Below are 14,397 nucleotides of genomic sequence, written 5' to 3'. Positions count from 1 at the left end.
GAGCTGGAAGCCAGCGGCGGCGCCCTGCGCGTCGAAACCCTGGCCGCCAGCCTGGGCGTCTCGCGGCAATACCTGGCCGGCCAATTCCGCGACCACGTCGGCCTGGCACCGAAGCTGTTCGCCCGCATCTGCCGCTTCCGCGCCACCCGCACGGCCGCCCTCGCCGCCGCCCCTGGCTCCCATGGCCGCGACTGGGCCAGCCTCGCCCTCGACAGCGGCTATTTCGACCAATCCCACCTGATCCGCGACTTCCACGACTTCACCGGCGCCTCGCCGGACGCCCATATCCACAACGGGTAACCCTCCCAACTGCCTATGTCTTTTCCGCTGTTTTGACCCGCTGTTTTGCGCTGTTTTTTGAGTTTTCTCGCTGTTTTTTGAACTTCGCCCGCTCGCACCGGTCCAAGTCTAAAAACAGCGGAAAACCTCAAGAAACAGCGCAAAACAGCGGAGGAAAACAGCATGAACGACATAGTGACCCTGGCGATATCCCCCAGCACCATGCTCCGGCTCTTGCATTTCGTGAGCACTCATTCCGGCGCCGCCAGCGCCGGCGAAACAGCCGCCCAAGCCATAGAGGATTGGCTAAACCGGGCACAGCAAGAAGGCAACAAGCCAACCGTCCGCCGCCGCGGCTACCAATGGAAAACCATTTTTCTGCCCGAGGGCACACAACTTCGTGCCTGGAACCGCTCCAACTACGCCTACGCCGAAGTGGTTGGCGACGAAATCCTGCACAAGGGTGCCCCGGTCTCGCCGCACCAATTCATTTGCGCTTGCAAAGGAATTTCACGCAGCGCCTGGGCCGAAATTGCCATTCTGTTTCCCGATGCTGACGCCTGGAAAGTCGCCAGCGCCTGCCGCAAGGAAGCCGCTAGCCGACCACCATCGCCCGCAGCGGCCCCGGCCACATGCTTGCCGAACCTGGGCTCGATCACTGGGCCGGAGCAGGCAAAGCCCGCCCCGGCGCCAACCCGGTTGCCACGCATTGCTCCGATACCAACCCAGGCCAAGCGCCTTGCCGCCCGCGCTCCCAGCCCGTGCATTGCGTTCGAAGAAAACTGGCCTGCCGCCAAGGACCGCCGCCAAGGCTACCGGCGCGCAGAAGACTTGCTGCTGGACTGAGTTTCCATTTTTCCAATCGCGGCAGCGCGGGGCGTGGCAAGATGCGGGCATTACCCACACATAGAGGAGAACAACATGATCAAGGGACTGCGCACCGCCATCTACCCTACCCCCGACCTGGCAGCCGGCAAGGCCTGGTACAGCAAGGTGTTCCAGAAGGAACCCTACTTCGACCAGCCGTTCTACGTCGGCTTTGAAATCGGCGGTTTCGAGCTGGGCCTGCTGCCGGATGGCGCGCCGGGCAAGACCGGCACCCAGGTCTACTGGGGCGTCGACGATATTGAAAAAGAAGTCGAGCGCATCGTCGCACTGGGAGCAAGCGCTCACTCCAAGATTGAAGACGTGGGCGAAGGCATCCGCGTGGTGGACCTGGCCGACCCGTTCGGCAATATCCTCGGCCTGATCCAGAATCCGCACTTCGACAAGGCCAAAGTCGCGTGATACCATGCGCCCCTTCCGCCTTCAGAAAGCCACGCCATGCGCAAGCGTAACAACAAGTCCATCCTGATCAAGACGCCCGACCAGGTCGAAAGCGCGCGCGTGGCCGGCCAGCTGGCGGCGGATGTGCTGACCTTTATCGCGCCGCACGTGAAGCCGGGCGTCTCGACCGCCCAGCTGGACAAGCTGTGCAACGACTACATCGTCAACACGCTGAAGGTGATTCCGGCCAATGTCGGCTACGGCGGCTTTACCGGCACCGTCTGCACCTCGGTCAACGAGGTGGTGTGCCACGGCATCCCGACGCCGAAGAAGGTGCTGAAGGATGGCGACATCATCAACATCGACGTCGCCGTGATCAAGGATGAATGGTTTGGCGACACCAGCCGCATGTACTACGTCGGCACCCCGTCCAAGGCCGCGCAGAAGCTGTGCGAAGTGACGTATGACGCGATGTGGGCCGGCATCCGCGCGGTCAAGCCGGGCAACCGCCTGGGCGATGTTGGCCACGCGATCCAGAAGCTGGCCGAGGCGGCCGGCTACAGCGTGGTGCGCGATTATTGCGGGCATGGCATCGGCATGGTGTACCACGAAGACCCGCAGGTGCTCCACTACGGCAAGCCGGGCACCGGGCTGATGCTGGAGCCGGGCATGGTGTTCACCATCGAGCCGATGATCAACGCCGGCAAGCACCCGACCCGCGCACTGGCCGACGGCTGGACCGTGGTGACCGCCGATCGTTCGCTGTCGGCGCAGTGGGAGCATATGGTGGCCGTCACCGAGACCGGCTTCGACGTGCTGACTTTGGCGCCCGGCGAGAAAGCTGTTTAACGCAGGGTGAGCTTCAAGGCCGGCTTTTCGCCGTAATCCTCATAGCGCTCATTGATGCCGCCCACGCAGTAGGAGATCTCCTCCAGCAGGTCCTGCGGCATCTTCTTCGAATCGGTGATGACGATCTCCAGCACCTCGTTCGGCTTGAGCCTGAACTTCGTCATATTGTCGTCATCGCGCAGGTAGGACAGGCAATCGACCCAGGCGTCGATGGTATTGCCATACCCCGCAGGGAAGCCAAGCTCCGCCTGGCATGCCGCATGGAACGCAGCCTCGTCGCCGATCACGGCGCCATGTAAAGTGGCAGTAGCCATTATTTCTTTTCCTTCGGATCGGTGACAAACCCCAGGCGCGTCAGGCCATGCGACTGCGCCGCCGCCATCACCTGCGCCACCACTTCGTAACGGGTATCCTTATCCGCCCGCAGCTGCAATTCCGGCTGCGGCGAAACCACCGCCGCCCCGGCCAGGCGCTGTTCGAGCTCGCCCGGCTTCAGGGCATTGTTATTCCAGTACACCGTGCCGCCCGCATCGATCGCCAGCGACACCGTTTCCGCCTCCTGCGGCAGCGCCTTGGCCTGCGCCTTCGGCAGCTCCAGCTGCACCGCATTGGTAAACATCGGCGCGCTGATGATGAAGATCACCAGCAGCACCAGCATCACATCCACCATCGGCGTGACATTGATGTCCGCCATGGATTCCTTTTGCCGGTGATGGTTGAAGGCGCCGAAGGCCATGGCCTCACTCCCTGGTCAGGTAAGCGTGCAGATCGTGCGCGAACGCATCGAGTTCGGACAGCGTGATGCGGTTGATGCGGTTAAAGCCGTTATACGCCAGCAGCGCAGGAATCGCCACCACCAGGCCCACGCCCGTCATGATCAGCGCCTCGCCCACCGGCCCGGCCACCTTGTCGATCTGCACCGTGCCCGATGCCGACACCGCCGCCAGCGCATGGTAGATGCCCCACACCGTGCCCAGCAGCCCGACAAACGGCGCGGTCGAAGCGATCGACGCCAGCAAGGTCAGGCCGCTTTCCAGACGCGTGGTCGAGACATGGATCGCATCGCGCAGCACGCGCGTGGCCTGCTCGGCGCGCCCCATCTCGGCGCCGATGCTGCCGGCCTTGGCGCGTTCCAGCTGGCCCGCGCCGGCCTGCGCCACATCGGCGAAAATGCCTTCCTGGTCGCGCGCCGCCATCAGCGCCACGCCATCGGCCACGCTGGGCGCATCCCAGAACGCCTGCACCGACGGCGCCGCGCGCCGGATGCGCCAGGACGACCAGCCCTTCCACAGGATGAAGAACCAGGACGCCAGCGACATCGCCAGCAGCAGGTAGGCCACCGCGTGGCTGATCGCGTCGCCGCGCTCCCAGTAGCTGGCGAAAGTAAAGTGCTCCATCAGCCCTTCAGGCCCAGCACGTCGTACATATCGTAGAGGCCAGTCTGCTTATCGGCCAGCCACTGCGCCGCGCGCAGCGAACCGTTGGCATAGTGCTGGCGCGAGGACGACTTGTGGCTGATCTCGATGCGCTCGCCCTCGGTGGCGAACATCACGGTATGGTCGCCGATGATGTCGCCGCCGCGCACGGTGGCAAAGCCGATCTGCGACGGCTCGCGCGGGCCGGTCACGCCTTCGCGCGCGAACACGCCGACTTGCTTCAGGTCGCGCCCCAGCGCATCGGCGATCACCTCGCCCATTTTCAGCGCGGTGCCGGACGGCGCATCCACCTTGTGGCGGTGGTGCGCTTCGATGATCTCGATGTCGTAGCCGATGTCGAACTGCTTGGCCGCGAATTCCAGCAGCTTCAGGGTCACGTTCACGCCCACGCTCATATTCGGCGCGAACACGATGGCGGTCTTCTCGGCCGCCGCCGCGATGGCGGCCTTGCCGGCCGCGTCGAAACCGGTGGTGCCGATCACCATCTTCACGCCGTGCTCAGCGCAGTAAGCCAGGTGTTCCAGCGTGCCTTCCGGACGGGTGAAGTCGATCAGCACGTCGGCGTCCGCCAGGCCGGTGGCCAGGTCGGCCGTCACGGCCACGCCGGCCGGCTGGCCGGTGAACGCGGCGGCATCCTGGCCCAGGGCCGGCGAGCCGGCGCGGTCCAGGGCGCCGGCCAGGCGCGCATCGGGCGCAGCCTGTACCGCCTCGATCAGCATATGGCCCATGCGGCCGCTGGCGCCAGCGATGGCGATCTTCAATTGCGTCATGCTTGATTCCTTTATTGCTTCTGGCCCGATTCCTGGCCGCCCGGCAGCGGCGCCTTGCCCGGCGCGGCATTGTCCTTGGCCGCCTCGGCCTTCTTGAATTCCTTGATCGGACCGGCGATACGGGCGATGTATTCCTGTTCGGTCGGCAGGTTGCCGCCTTCGAAGCGCTCGACCTTGTCGTCCTTGTCGAAATACACCACCACGGTGCTGGTGGTCAGCTCGCCATTACCCTTGGCCAGGCGGAACGGGTAGTCCCAGCGCTGGGCGTGGAACGGGTCGGCCATCAGCGCCGTGCCGAGCAGGAAGCGCACCTGGTCCTTGGTCATGCCGGGCTTGAGCTGGGCCAGCATTTCCTGCGAGACGAAGTTGCCTTGCTGGATGGTCGGGCGGTACGGCGAGAAGAACCACAGGAATTTCTGCACCTGGGTAATGGTGGTGGTCTGGGCGCCTTGCGAGGCTTCGACCGGGGCCACGGTGGCCGGCTGGCTGGCGCAGGCGGCCAGCAGGGCTGCCGCCAGCAGCGGGGTGCTTCGTTGCAACAAAGACAGCGGGGTGACGCGCATGTTATGAAACCTCAATTCCGTGAGCAGAAGTGCCTAAAACGCTATATCATAAAGCACTTCCCGCAACTGACGTTAGCAAACATGAGTAACAGCCCTACCGACCTGAAGGCGTCCGGCCTGAAGGCTACCTTGCCGCGCCTGAAAATCCTCGATATTTTCCAGAGCAGCCCCGTGCGCCACCTGACCGCGGAAGACGTGTACAAGCTGCTGCTGGCCGAGAATATGGACGTCGGCCTGGCCACCGTGTACCGCGTGCTGACCCAGTTCGAGCAGGCCGGCCTGCTGCACCGTAACCATTTCGAGAGCGGCAAGGCGATTTTCGAGCTGAACGAAGGCTCGCACCACGACCACCTGGTGTGCCTGGATTGCGGCCGGGTCGAAGAATTCGTCGACGACGAGATCGAAAAGCGCCAGCAGCGCATCGCCGCCGAGCGCGGCTTCAAGATTGCCGAGCATGCGCTGGCGATCTACGGCACCTGCACCAAGGAACAGTGCCCGCACAAGCACTAAAACCGGTAAAGCGGTGTCTGACCCGCCGGGTCGGACACCCGGTTTACCGGTTTCAGTGGTTGCTCAACGCATTCGACAGCAGCCGCGAGGTAATATCGACAATCGGGATCACCCGCTCGTACGCCATGCGGGTCGGCCCGATCACCCCCAGCGTCCCCACGATCTTGCCGTTGGCCTCATAAGGCGCGGTCACCACGCTCATTTCATCCATCGGCACCAGCTGCGAATCGCCGCCGATAAAGATCTGCACCCCGGACGCCTTGGACGACACGTCCAACAGCTGCACCAGCCCGGTCTTCTGCTCGAACAGGTCGAACATCGCCCGCAGCGACGACATATTCGACGACAGGTCGCTCACCGACAGCAAGTTGCGCTCGCCGGCGATCACCATGTCCTCGGACGATTCGGCCATCGCCTCCGAGCCCGCCTCCACCGCCGCCTGCATCAGGCGTCCCATATCGTCGCGCAGCTGGCGCAGTTCGCCCTGCAGGCGCCCGCGCACGTCGTCGAACGACAGCCCGGAATAGTGCTGGTTGATGAAATTGGCCGACTGCTGCAGCTGGGCCGGCGTGTAATCGACGTCGGTCAGCAGGATACGGTTCTGCACATCGCCCGACGGCGCCACGATCACCAGCAGCACGCGCTTCTCGCCCAGGCGCAGGAATTCGATTTGCTGGAACACCGACTCGTGGCGCGGCGCCAGCACCACCCCGGCGAACTGGGTCAGCGAGGACAGCATCTGCGCCGCATTGGCGATCAGCTTTTGCGGTTGCGGCGAGGCGGCGCGCAGGCTGGCCTGCACCGCGCTTTCATCGATATGCTGCACCGTCAGCAGGGTGTCGACAAAGATGCGGTAGCCGCGCGGGGTCGGCACGCGCCCGGCCGAAGTATGCGGGCTGGCCACATAGCCCTGCTCCTCCAGGTCCGCCATCACATTGCGGATGGTGGCCGGCGACAGTTCCAGGCCGGGCAATTTGGACAGCGAGCGCGAGCCGACGGGCTGGCCGTCGGCGATATAACGCTCGACCAGGGCTTTGAGCAGGGTTTGGGCACGGATATCGAGATGCATACGTCTATTCTGCCAACTGTTGTTCCAGCCACGCAAGCAATTCATCCAGCGTAGCGCAAATCGCATCGGGCTGCGGCGCGCCGTCCGGCAGGGCCGCGCCGCGCCGGTTCAGCCACACCGCGCGCAGGCCGGCCGCCTGCGCCCCCGCCACGTCGAGCGCCAGGTCGTCGCCGACGTACACCGCATCGTGCGGCGCCACGCCCAGCGCGGCGCAGGCCGCGCGGAAAATACCGGGATCGGGCTTGGCGGCGCCGAAGTGGGCGGCCGCCAGCGATACCTCAAAATGGTGGGCCAGGCCGATTACTTCAAGGTCGGCATTGCCATTGGAAATCGTGCCCAGCTGCACCTGCTGGCGCAGCTTGAGCAAGCCCGGCAGCACATCGTCATACGGCGTCACCGCATTGCGCGCCGCGAAAAAGTGCCGCATCGCGCCATCGACGTGGGCCGCATCCTCGCCGGCCGCCGCAAACGCCGCCTGCAGGCTGGCGCGCCGCAGCCGGCCCAGGTCGATCAGCAGTTCCGGCTGCGCCTCGGCCAGCTCGGCGCGGTGCGCGCGCAGGGCGTCGATCGACCACTGCGCCGCCACTTTCGGCGCATGCGCCGCCAGCCAGGCATGCAGGGTCACTTCCGCCTCGGCAATGACGGGCGCGATCGGCCACAGGGTATCGTCCAGGTCAAACAGGATGGCTTTCGGCTTCATGGAGCCATTGTACCAAGCCCGGTTGCACCCTGTTACAAGGGAAAAGCAGGCCAAAACGGCTAAAGATGTGGCAAATGCACTAAAATAGGCGCCGATTTGAATGGCGCCGACGCGCAATCGACTGGAGAACGTGGAATGAAGAGTAAGTATCTGTCCGCCGCCGCAGCCCTGCTGTGCGCCGCCGGCCTGGCCGCCTGTGGCGGCAGTGGCAACGCCAATATGGCACTGGGCGCCCAGGTCTACGGCCTGGACCGCAGCGGCCTGGTGCTGCAAAACAATGGCGGCGACGACCTGGAAGTCAGCCCGGCCCAGACCGTGTGGTTCTTCAAGACCCTGCTGTCGCCCGACGCCGCGTTCAACGTGACGATCAAGGCGCAGCCGAGCGGCGTCACCTGCAAGATTGCCAACAACACCGGCAAGATCAACTACTACTCCTACCAGCAGACCGTGGTCACCTGCACCCCGGTGCAGTACGCGCTGGGCGGCACCGTGGTGGGCCTGACAGGCAGCGGCCTGGTGCTGGCCAACGGCGCCCTGACCGTCGGCGTGGTGCCTGGCGCCGGCAACACCTTCGAGTTCAACGCCAAGATCAATAACGGCGCCGTGTACGGCGTCACCGTGCTGGCCCAGCCAGTCGGCCAGACCTGCACCGTCGCCAATGGCGTCGGCACCATGCCGCAGGCGAACGTCAGCAATGTGGTAGTCACCTGCCAATAAGATAGGAAACCAGATGAAAGCAAAACTGATTGGCGCGGCCGTCCTGGCCGGCGCCGCCCTGGCCGCCTGCGGCGGCAAGGCCAGCTTCACCATCGGCGGCACCGTCAACGGCCTGAGCAACCAGGGCCTGGTGCTGCAGAACGGCAGCGACACCGTGGCGGTGCCGGCCGGCGCCACCACCTTCGCCTTCCCCAACCAGATCGACTACGGCACCGAGTACAACGTCTCGATCAAGACCCAGCCCGACCATATGGAATGCACGGTGCCCAACGGCCACGGCTCGGCCGGCCGCACCGCCAGCATCAACGTGGTGGTCAACTGCAGCCAGAAGACCTATTACCTGGGCGGCAAAGTGGTCAACCTGAAAGGCAGCGGCCTGACCATCATCAACGGCAGCAGCAGCGGCCAGCTGGTGCTCAACAAGGACGCCACAGAGTTCTCGTTCGCCAACATCCCGGTCGGCACCGCCTACGGCCTGGCCGTGCTGAAGCAGCCGACCGACCCGGCCCAGGTCTGCACCATCACCAACCCGACCGGCGTGATGGGCGATGCCGACCGCATGAACGTGGTGATTACCTGCCAGTGATATAAGGAAATGGAATGACGGGGATTCCAAAAATAAATTGGAACAATATGCTGTGACGCAGCATACTGAACCCGTCTCCTCCACTTCTTCACAAGAATTGGATTTCAAGCCCGCTCCCTGAGCGGGCTTTTTTTCTTAGAGCGGCAGGTTGGCCAGCGCCACGTAGGCTGCGACCGGCACGGTTTCCGGGCGGTCGCCCGGGTTGATGCCGGCCGCCTCCAGCTGCTCCGGCGTGAACATGCCGGCCACGCAGTTGCGGATCACCTTGCGGCGCTGCGAGAAGGCTTTCTGCACCACCGCTTCCAGGCGCGCGGCGTCGCAGGCCAGCGGCTGTTCGATCGGCACCATGCGCACGATGGCCGAGTCGACTTTCGGCGGCGGGTCGAACGCTTCCGGCGGCACGATGAACAGCAGCTCCATGCGGTAGCGCCACTGCAGCATCACCGACAGGCGGCTGTAGGCCTTGGTGCCCGGTTCGGCCACCATGCGCTCCACCACTTCCTTTTGCAGCATGAACACCTGGTCCTGCACCAGCGGCGCGAATTCGGCCAGGTGGAACAGCAGCGGCGAGGAGATGTTGTACGGCAGGTTGCCCACCACGCGCAGCTTCTTGCCCTGCGGCACCGGGATGTAGCCGAAGTCGAACTTCAGCGCGTCGCCGGCGTGGATGGTGAGCTTGTCGCGCGGGTAGTTCTTTTCCAGGCGCGCCACCAGGTCGCGGTCCAGCTCCACCACGTGCATATGCGGCAGGGACTTCAGCAAGAGGTCGGTCATGGCGGCCAGGCCGGGGCCGATTTCCACCATGGTGTCGTCGGGGCGCGGGTCGATGGCGTCGATGATGTTGCCGAGCACGTTGTCGTCGTGCAGGAAGTTCTGGCCGAAGCGTTTGCGGGCGATGTGTTTCATATTGTGCTTTCTTATCGGGTGCTGGCTTGCACCATGTGCAGGGCGGCTTGCAGCGCGGCCTGCATGCTGGAATCGTCGGCGCGGCCCAGGCCTTGCGCGGCCAGGTCGAGCGCGGTGCCGTGGTCGACCGAGGTGCGGATCAGCGGCAGGCCGAGGGTGATGTTGACGCCGTGGCCGAAGGTGGCGTACTTCAGCACCGGCAGGCCCTGGTCGTGGTACATGGCCAGCACGCAGTCGGCGTCTTGCAGGTATTTGGGCTGGAACAGGGTGTCGGCCGGGTACGGGCCGCGGGCGTCGATGCCGCGCTCCCTTGCTGCGGCCAGCGCGGGCGTGATGGTGTCGATTTCCTCGCGCCCAAGGTAGCCGTTCTCGCCGGCGTGCGGGTTGAGGCCCGCCACCAGGATGCGTGGCTGCGCGATGCCGAATTTGGCGCGCAGGTCGGCATGGATGATGTCGAGCGTCTGGCCCAGCCCGGCCTGCGTCAGCGCGGCGCTGACGTCCTTGAGCGGCAGGTGGGTGGTGGCCAGGGCGACGCGCAGCTGCGGCGCGCCGGCTGGCGCGGCGGGCTGGCCGGCCAGCATCATGACGACGCGCGCGGTGCCGGTGCGTTCGGCGAAGTATTCGGTGTGGCCCGAGAAGGCCACGCCGGCGTCGTTGATGGTGGATTTCTGCACCGGCGCGGTGGCCACGGCGTCGAACCAGCCGGCCTGCACGCCTTCGATGGCGGCGTCCAGCGTGGCCAGCACGTAGCGGCCGTTTTCCTTATCCAGCAAGCCCGGCCGCACATGCGCGCCGAGCGGGATATCCAGCGCGCACAGGCGGTCGGCGCCGAAATGCGGCAGGCCGGCATTGCGCGCCGCCATGGTGGTGACGGCGCTGATGCGGATCGCGGGATCGATTTCCGAGGCCGTCATGGCCAGGAAGGCGGCATCGCCAACCAGCACCGCATTGACCTGGTGCCGCATGGCCCACGCCGCGCGGATGGCGATTTCCGGCCCGATGCCGGCCGGCTCGCCGGTGGTGATGGCGAGGACAGGGCGCACACCAGGGCGCCGTGTAGCAAGGTTGGCGCTCATGGTGTCCCCCGCCTGCTTATTTCAGCGACTCGTCGCGGAATTCGACATAGGCGCGGTCGCGCACCTGGCGCTGCCAGTCCTCGACCGCCTCCACCAGCTTGCGCTCGCGCAGCGCATTGCGCGCGGCGGCGCGCTGCTTCTCTTTCGACACGTCGTCGGCCTTGCGCTCCAGCACCTCGATCAGGTGGTAGCCGAAGGCGGTCTCGATCGGCTCCGACACCACGCCCGGCTTCAGCGCATCCATCGCGCGCTCGAATTCAGGCAGCGCGTCGCCCGGCGCCAGCCAGCCCAGGTCGCCGCCCTTGGCGGCCGAATCCTGCGAGTGCACGCGCGCCAGCTCGTCGAACTTGGCGGCCTTGTTGTCGATGCGTTGCTTCAGCTCCAGCAGCTTGCGCTTCACCTCCGCCGCGTTCTGGGTCGGGGTGACCTTCAGCAGGATGTGGCGCACGTGGGTCTGCTGCACGGTTTCCGCCGCCTGGGCGTCGGCCAGGCTGCGCTTGTCGGTCAGCTTCAGCAGGTGGAAGCCGGCCGCGCTGCGGATGATCGGCGTCACCTGGCCCGGGCGCAGCTTGCCCAGCGCATCGGCGAACAGCGGCGGCAGCTGGCTGCTTGGACGCCAGCCCACCACGCCGCCCTGCAGCGCGTCGGTGGCGTCGGAATAGGTGGCCGCCATCTTGGCGAAGTCGGCGCCGGTGCGCAGCTGGCGCGCCACTTCCTCGGCGCGCTTCTGGCGCTGGGCGATCACTTCCGGCGTCGCGTTTTCCGGGATGCGCACCATGATCTGCGAGATGTTCAGCTCGAACTGCTCGGCGGCGGCGGCCTTTTCGGCGGCGATGAAGTTGTCCACTTCCGCTTCCGCGATATTGATCTTGTTATCGACCTCGTACTCGCGCAGGCGCTGCATCACGATCTCCTCGCGGATCTCCTCGCGGAAGGAGGCGAAGGTGGTGCCCTCTTTTTCCATCTGGTTGCGCAGCTGCTGCACCGTCATCTTCTGCTGTTCGGCGATGCGGCCGATGGCGCGGTCGAGCATATTGTCGTCCACCCGCACGCCCATTTCGCGCGCCAGCTGCAGCTGGGCGCGTTCGACGATCATGCGTTCGACGATCTGGCGGCGCAGGTCGGCCGGGTCGGGCAGCGCCAGCTTTTGCTGCTGCATGCGCGCCACGATGGTGGCCACGCGCTCGGCTACTTCGCGCTGGGTGATCACGTCATCGTTGACGATGACGGCGATGGCGTCGATCGGCGTGTTGGCCGACTGGCCCGGCGGCGTAAAGCCCTTGGACGGCGCCGCCGGCGTGGCGGTTTGCGCCAGGGCCGGCATGGCGAGAGAAGCACACAGCAGGGCAACAGCTAATTTGATCGGGTGCATATCTGAAACGCTCTTGTATCAGTGTTGGAAAAGTCGAAAGCTTAACGGATGCCTTCATTTACGCGGCGATAGCCGGGGATGCTGTTTTTCAGCACCTCCAGCGGGTTGCCGATCCCGAATTTGGACAAGCCGTTCAACTCCAGCTGGAAGAAGAACTGGGTTGAAGTCTTGTTGGCGGTGGTGACGAAACGCTGCGCGCCGGTGCGGAACACCCAGCAATCGCAGTTGTACTCGACCCCGACCACGCTCTCCAGCACCTTGTGGTCGCGCAGCGAGTACGACACGCGGCCGACGCCGAACCAGCGCGCCGAAATCGGCCACTGGGTCGACAGGTCGGCGTTCTTGAAGCTGTCGCGCACATAGCGGTAGCCGGCGTTGACCACCTTGTAGGCGCCCGGGCTGTACTGCAGCGTCATGTTCGAGGTGGTGACCTTGCTGGTGCTCGGGTTGTACTGCACCGCGCTGTCCACCCCCCAGGAATCGGAGATGCGGCCGGTGGCCGCCAGCAGCATGTCGGAACGGCTGCTGTTGACCGGGGTGCTCTTGTCGATCTGCACGCGCTGGTCGGCGAAATAGAAGCGCTGGCCGAAGGCCAGGCGCAGGCGCTCCGCCCCGGACGACTCCAGGAAGCGCGACACCACGGCCGCCGTCACCTGATTGGCGTCGCCGATGCGGTCGGAGCCGACGAAGCGGTTCTCGCTGAAGATCTGGGCGAAGTTGAAGGTCGACGGCGCCGTGTCGAAGTTCGGGAAGGCGTCCTGCTCGCGGTACGGGGTGTACACGTAGAACAGGCGCGGCTCCAGCGTCTGCGTGATGGCGCGCCCGGCCAGCTTGGCCTCGCGTTCGAACACCAGGCCCGAATCGAGCGAGAAGGTCGGCACCGCGCGCTGCAGCGAGCGCGCCTGGTCGGCGCCGTAGGCGTCGAGCTGGTAGGCGCTGGCGTTCAGCATCACCTTCGGCGTCACGAAATACGAAGGGCCGATGATCGGGTAGCTGACCTGCGGCACCACCACCACGCGGTTGCCTTTCAGCAGGTCCGGATGCCAGAAGCGCGTCAGCTCGGAGTCCACCTGCCAGTCGAAGCCGCCCACGTCGTAGCGCGCCGCGTGCAGGTTGATGGCCGGCAGGCGGTCGTACGGGCGCGTCACGAACAGGTCTTTGTTGGTCTTCGAATCCGGGTCCTGCAGCACGTGGTACTTCTGTGCGCGCACTGTCAGCGCCCAGTATTCGCCGCGGTAGTCGGTGCGCAGCTCCTTCAGCAGCTGGCGTTCGGCCGACGACGACACGGTCTTGGAAAAGTCGTTCGGGTAGTTGTCGTCCGAGGCGGCGCGCAGGTTCCAGCCGTAGCTCCAGTCCTTGGCCAGCGCCTGGGTGTGCACCGAATGCATCTGCCAGCGGTCGCGGTCGGCCGCCTTGTCGTTGGGCAGGTACTCGAGGAAGGTGCGGCCCTCGTAGTAATTGCCGGCGCCGGTCTCGCCGATATAGCGTCCCAGCCCGCCCAGCTGCAGGCCGCGCCGCGAAATATAGCGCGGGTACAGGGTCAGGTCGCGGTTCGGCGCGATATTGAAGTAGTACGGCACCAGCAGCTCGGCGCCGCTCTTGGTCGAATACGACGGCGTCGGCGGCAGCCAGCCCGAGCGCCGCGCGCCCGACAGCGAGAACGACAGCGCCGGCGTGCCGATGAAGGGCACATCCTTGAAGTACACCACGGTGGCGCCGGCGGTGCCGACGTCGCGCCCCTGGTCCAGGTTCAGCGAGCGCGCCTTCAGGTACCAGTCCGGGTTCGGGCCCTGGCAGGTGCTGTAGGTGCCGTCCACCACCTGCGCCTCGTCCTCGGTGAGGAAGTTGATGCGCTGCGCCTTGCCCTGCGCGTTGTTCAGTTCCAGCTGGTAGGTCGGCTGCAGCATGTAGCCGCGCCCCGTTTCCATGTTCAGCTTGACTTCTTCGGCGGTGTAGTAATCGCCGAAGCGCCACATGCGCACATTGCCCTTGGCTTCCAGCTCCTGCTCCACGTTCAGGAAGCTGGCCGCGTCGGAGGTCACGCGCAGCTTGTCGCGCACGACTTCCACATCGCGCTGCAGGCGCAATTCACGCTCCGGGCGGCCGGCGATATCTTCGGCGCGCACCGTGGTCACGGCATTCTTGTCTTCCACGCGCGGCGCGCGCTTGGCGGCAGGCGCCTGCGCATGGGCCGACACCGCCGCGGTGGCGGCGGCAATGGCGGTCAAGGCGAACGCCCAGCGTTTCGAGTTGGGTGGAGCCTGGAACCGGGTCATGGGTGGTACGCGTGAAACACCA

General features: G+C 65.4%; 18 protein-coding genes. 7 read left to right on the top strand and 11 right to left on the bottom strand.

The window, feature by feature from the left end:
* From AAHE99_RS16155 to map, 4 genes are all read left to right on the top strand, one after another.
* The coding region (locus AAHE99_RS16155; RefSeq protein ID WP_342118379.1) for a helix-turn-helix domain-containing protein at positions 1 to 300 on the top strand (300 nt) is incomplete at its 5' end.
* A 162-nt stretch (positions 301 to 462) separates the two neighbouring features.
* Positions 463 to 1,125 (top strand): hypothetical protein, encoded by a 663-nt coding sequence (locus AAHE99_RS16150; protein ID WP_342118378.1) that lies wholly within the window; start codon positions 463 to 465, stop codon positions 1,123 to 1,125.
* Between the two features lie 75 nt (positions 1,126 to 1,200).
* Complete coding sequence (locus AAHE99_RS16145; protein ID WP_342118377.1) at positions 1,201 to 1,566, top strand: VOC family protein; 366 nt, start codon at positions 1,201 to 1,203, stop codon at positions 1,564 to 1,566.
* A gap of 36 nt (positions 1,567 to 1,602) precedes the next feature.
* Positions 1,603 to 2,394, top strand: coding sequence for a type I methionyl aminopeptidase (gene map, locus AAHE99_RS16140; protein ID WP_342118376.1), 792 nt, complete (start codon positions 1,603 to 1,605; stop codon positions 2,392 to 2,394).
* Here map and AAHE99_RS16135 read toward each other — a convergent pair.
* The 5 genes from AAHE99_RS16135 to AAHE99_RS16115 are packed head-to-tail and all read right to left on the bottom strand — an operon-like array spanning position 2,391 to position 5,163.
* Positions 2,391 to 2,708, bottom strand: a complete 318-nt coding sequence (locus AAHE99_RS16135; protein WP_342118375.1) for a barstar family protein — start codon at positions 2,706 to 2,708, stop codon at positions 2,391 to 2,393. The genes map and AAHE99_RS16135 overlap by 4 nt on opposite strands.
* Positions 2,708 to 3,130, bottom strand: coding sequence for an ExbD/TolR family protein (locus AAHE99_RS16130; protein WP_342118374.1), 423 nt, complete (start codon positions 3,128 to 3,130; stop codon positions 2,708 to 2,710). The genes AAHE99_RS16135 and AAHE99_RS16130 overlap by 1 nt, the downstream gene beginning before the upstream one ends.
* Before the next feature lie 4 nt (positions 3,131 to 3,134).
* Positions 3,135 to 3,791, bottom strand: coding sequence for a MotA/TolQ/ExbB proton channel family protein (locus tag AAHE99_RS16125; protein WP_342118373.1), 657 nt, complete (start codon positions 3,789 to 3,791; stop codon positions 3,135 to 3,137).
* Positions 3,791 to 4,600, bottom strand: coding sequence for a 4-hydroxy-tetrahydrodipicolinate reductase (gene dapB / locus AAHE99_RS16120; RefSeq protein WP_342118372.1), 810 nt, complete (start codon positions 4,598 to 4,600; stop codon positions 3,791 to 3,793). The genes AAHE99_RS16125 and dapB overlap by 1 nt, the downstream gene beginning before the upstream one ends.
* Before the next feature lie 11 nt (positions 4,601 to 4,611).
* Positions 4,612 to 5,163 (bottom strand): outer membrane protein assembly factor BamE, encoded by a 552-nt coding sequence (locus tag AAHE99_RS16115; RefSeq protein WP_342118371.1) that lies wholly within the window; start codon positions 5,161 to 5,163, stop codon positions 4,612 to 4,614.
* A gap of 81 nt (positions 5,164 to 5,244) precedes the next feature.
* Here AAHE99_RS16115 and fur point away from each other — a divergent pair, with 81 nt between their 5' ends.
* Positions 5,245 to 5,673, top strand: a complete 429-nt coding sequence (gene fur, locus AAHE99_RS16110) for a ferric iron uptake transcriptional regulator (protein WP_161023616.1) — start codon at positions 5,245 to 5,247, stop codon at positions 5,671 to 5,673.
* A gap of 52 nt (positions 5,674 to 5,725) precedes the next feature.
* Here the strand turns inward: fur and hrcA are convergent, their stop codons facing one another.
* Both hrcA and AAHE99_RS16100 read right to left on the bottom strand, forming a co-directional pair.
* Complete coding sequence (gene hrcA, locus AAHE99_RS16105) at positions 5,726 to 6,742, bottom strand: heat-inducible transcriptional repressor HrcA (RefSeq protein ID WP_342118370.1); 1,017 nt, start codon at positions 6,740 to 6,742, stop codon at positions 5,726 to 5,728.
* 4 nt (positions 6,743 to 6,746) lie between these two features.
* Positions 6,747 to 7,442 carry an HAD family hydrolase gene (locus AAHE99_RS16100; RefSeq protein ID WP_342118369.1) on the bottom strand — a complete coding sequence of 232 codons (696 nt, stop codon included), beginning with the start codon at positions 7,440 to 7,442 and terminating at the stop codon, positions 6,747 to 6,749.
* Positions 7,443 to 7,577: 135 nt separating this feature from the next.
* On the opposite strand from AAHE99_RS16100, the gene AAHE99_RS16095 reads away from it, so the two are divergent.
* Both AAHE99_RS16095 and AAHE99_RS16090 read left to right on the top strand, forming a co-directional pair.
* The gene (locus AAHE99_RS16095) at positions 7,578 to 8,159 is read left to right on the top strand and encodes a hypothetical protein (RefSeq protein ID WP_342118368.1); all 582 of its coding nucleotides are present in this window, start codon (positions 7,578 to 7,580) and stop codon (positions 8,157 to 8,159) included.
* A 13-nt stretch (positions 8,160 to 8,172) separates the two neighbouring features.
* A complete protein-coding gene (locus tag AAHE99_RS16090) occupies positions 8,173 to 8,745 on the top strand; it encodes a hypothetical protein (RefSeq protein ID WP_342118367.1) in 573 nt (190 codons plus the stop codon).
* Positions 8,746 to 8,880: 135 nt separating this feature from the next.
* On the opposite strand, the gene rsmA is transcribed toward AAHE99_RS16090, so the two are convergent.
* From rsmA to AAHE99_RS16070, 4 genes are read right to left on the bottom strand one after another with little or no spacing between them, the layout of a single operon-like run.
* The gene (rsmA, locus tag AAHE99_RS16085) at positions 8,881 to 9,651 is read right to left on the bottom strand and encodes a 16S rRNA (adenine(1518)-N(6)/adenine(1519)-N(6))-dimethyltransferase RsmA (RefSeq protein WP_342118366.1); all 771 of its coding nucleotides are present in this window, start codon (positions 9,649 to 9,651) and stop codon (positions 8,881 to 8,883) included.
* A gap of 11 nt (positions 9,652 to 9,662) precedes the next feature.
* Entirely contained in the window at positions 9,663 to 10,727 is a 1,065-nt protein-coding gene (gene pdxA, locus AAHE99_RS16080; protein WP_342118365.1) for a 4-hydroxythreonine-4-phosphate dehydrogenase PdxA, read from the bottom strand.
* A 16-nt stretch (positions 10,728 to 10,743) separates the two neighbouring features.
* The gene (locus AAHE99_RS16075) at positions 10,744 to 12,099 is read right to left on the bottom strand and encodes a peptidylprolyl isomerase (protein WP_342118364.1); all 1,356 of its coding nucleotides are present in this window, start codon (positions 12,097 to 12,099) and stop codon (positions 10,744 to 10,746) included.
* A gap of 41 nt (positions 12,100 to 12,140) precedes the next feature.
* Positions 12,141 to 14,375, bottom strand: a complete 2,235-nt coding sequence (locus AAHE99_RS16070) for an LPS-assembly protein LptD (protein WP_342118363.1) — start codon at positions 14,373 to 14,375, stop codon at positions 12,141 to 12,143.
* Positions 14,376 to 14,397: the final 22 nt, after the last annotated feature.

It is taken from the genome of Pseudoduganella sp. OTU4001, assembly GCF_038440195.1.
Classification (GTDB): domain Bacteria; phylum Pseudomonadota; class Gammaproteobacteria; order Burkholderiales; family Burkholderiaceae_D; genus Rugamonas.
This window is presented reverse-complemented; position numbering and strand designations above follow the sequence as displayed.

Excerpts from the sequence above, each read along its gene's own strand:
- AAHE99_RS16150 (WP_342118378.1), top strand. The coding sequence starts at position 463 with ATGAACGACATAGTGACCCTGGCGATATCCCCCAGCACCATGCTCCGG.
- AAHE99_RS16145 (WP_342118377.1), top strand. The coding sequence starts at position 1,201 with ATGATCAAGGGACTGCGCACCGCCATCTACCCTACCCCCGACCTGGCA.
- map (WP_342118376.1), top strand. The coding sequence starts at position 1,603 with ATGCGCAAGCGTAACAACAAGTCCATCCTGATCAAGACGCCCGACCAG.
- AAHE99_RS16135 (WP_342118375.1), bottom strand. The coding sequence starts at position 2,708 with ATGGCTACTGCCACTTTACATGGCGCCGTGATCGGCGACGAGGCTGCG.
- AAHE99_RS16130 (WP_342118374.1), bottom strand. The coding sequence starts at position 3,130 with ATGGCCTTCGGCGCCTTCAACCATCACCGGCAAAAGGAATCCATGGCG.
- AAHE99_RS16125 (WP_342118373.1), bottom strand. The coding sequence starts at position 3,791 with ATGGAGCACTTTACTTTCGCCAGCTACTGGGAGCGCGGCGACGCGATC.
- dapB (WP_342118372.1), bottom strand. The coding sequence starts at position 4,600 with ATGACGCAATTGAAGATCGCCATCGCTGGCGCCAGCGGCCGCATGGGC.
- AAHE99_RS16115 (WP_342118371.1), bottom strand. The coding sequence starts at position 5,163 with ATGCGCGTCACCCCGCTGTCTTTGTTGCAACGAAGCACCCCGCTGCTG.
- fur (WP_161023616.1), top strand. The coding sequence starts at position 5,245 with ATGAGTAACAGCCCTACCGACCTGAAGGCGTCCGGCCTGAAGGCTACC.
- hrcA (WP_342118370.1), bottom strand. The coding sequence starts at position 6,742 with ATGCATCTCGATATCCGTGCCCAAACCCTGCTCAAAGCCCTGGTCGAG.
- AAHE99_RS16100 (WP_342118369.1), bottom strand. The coding sequence starts at position 7,442 with ATGAAGCCGAAAGCCATCCTGTTTGACCTGGACGATACCCTGTGGCCG.
- AAHE99_RS16095 (WP_342118368.1), top strand. The coding sequence starts at position 7,578 with ATGAAGAGTAAGTATCTGTCCGCCGCCGCAGCCCTGCTGTGCGCCGCC.
- AAHE99_RS16090 (WP_342118367.1), top strand. The coding sequence starts at position 8,173 with ATGAAAGCAAAACTGATTGGCGCGGCCGTCCTGGCCGGCGCCGCCCTG.
- rsmA (WP_342118366.1), bottom strand. The coding sequence starts at position 9,651 with ATGAAACACATCGCCCGCAAACGCTTCGGCCAGAACTTCCTGCACGAC.
- pdxA (WP_342118365.1), bottom strand. The coding sequence starts at position 10,727 with ATGAGCGCCAACCTTGCTACACGGCGCCCTGGTGTGCGCCCTGTCCTC.
- AAHE99_RS16075 (WP_342118364.1), bottom strand. The coding sequence starts at position 12,099 with ATGCACCCGATCAAATTAGCTGTTGCCCTGCTGTGTGCTTCTCTCGCC.
- AAHE99_RS16070 (WP_342118363.1), bottom strand. The coding sequence starts at position 14,375 with ATGACCCGGTTCCAGGCTCCACCCAACTCGAAACGCTGGGCGTTCGCC.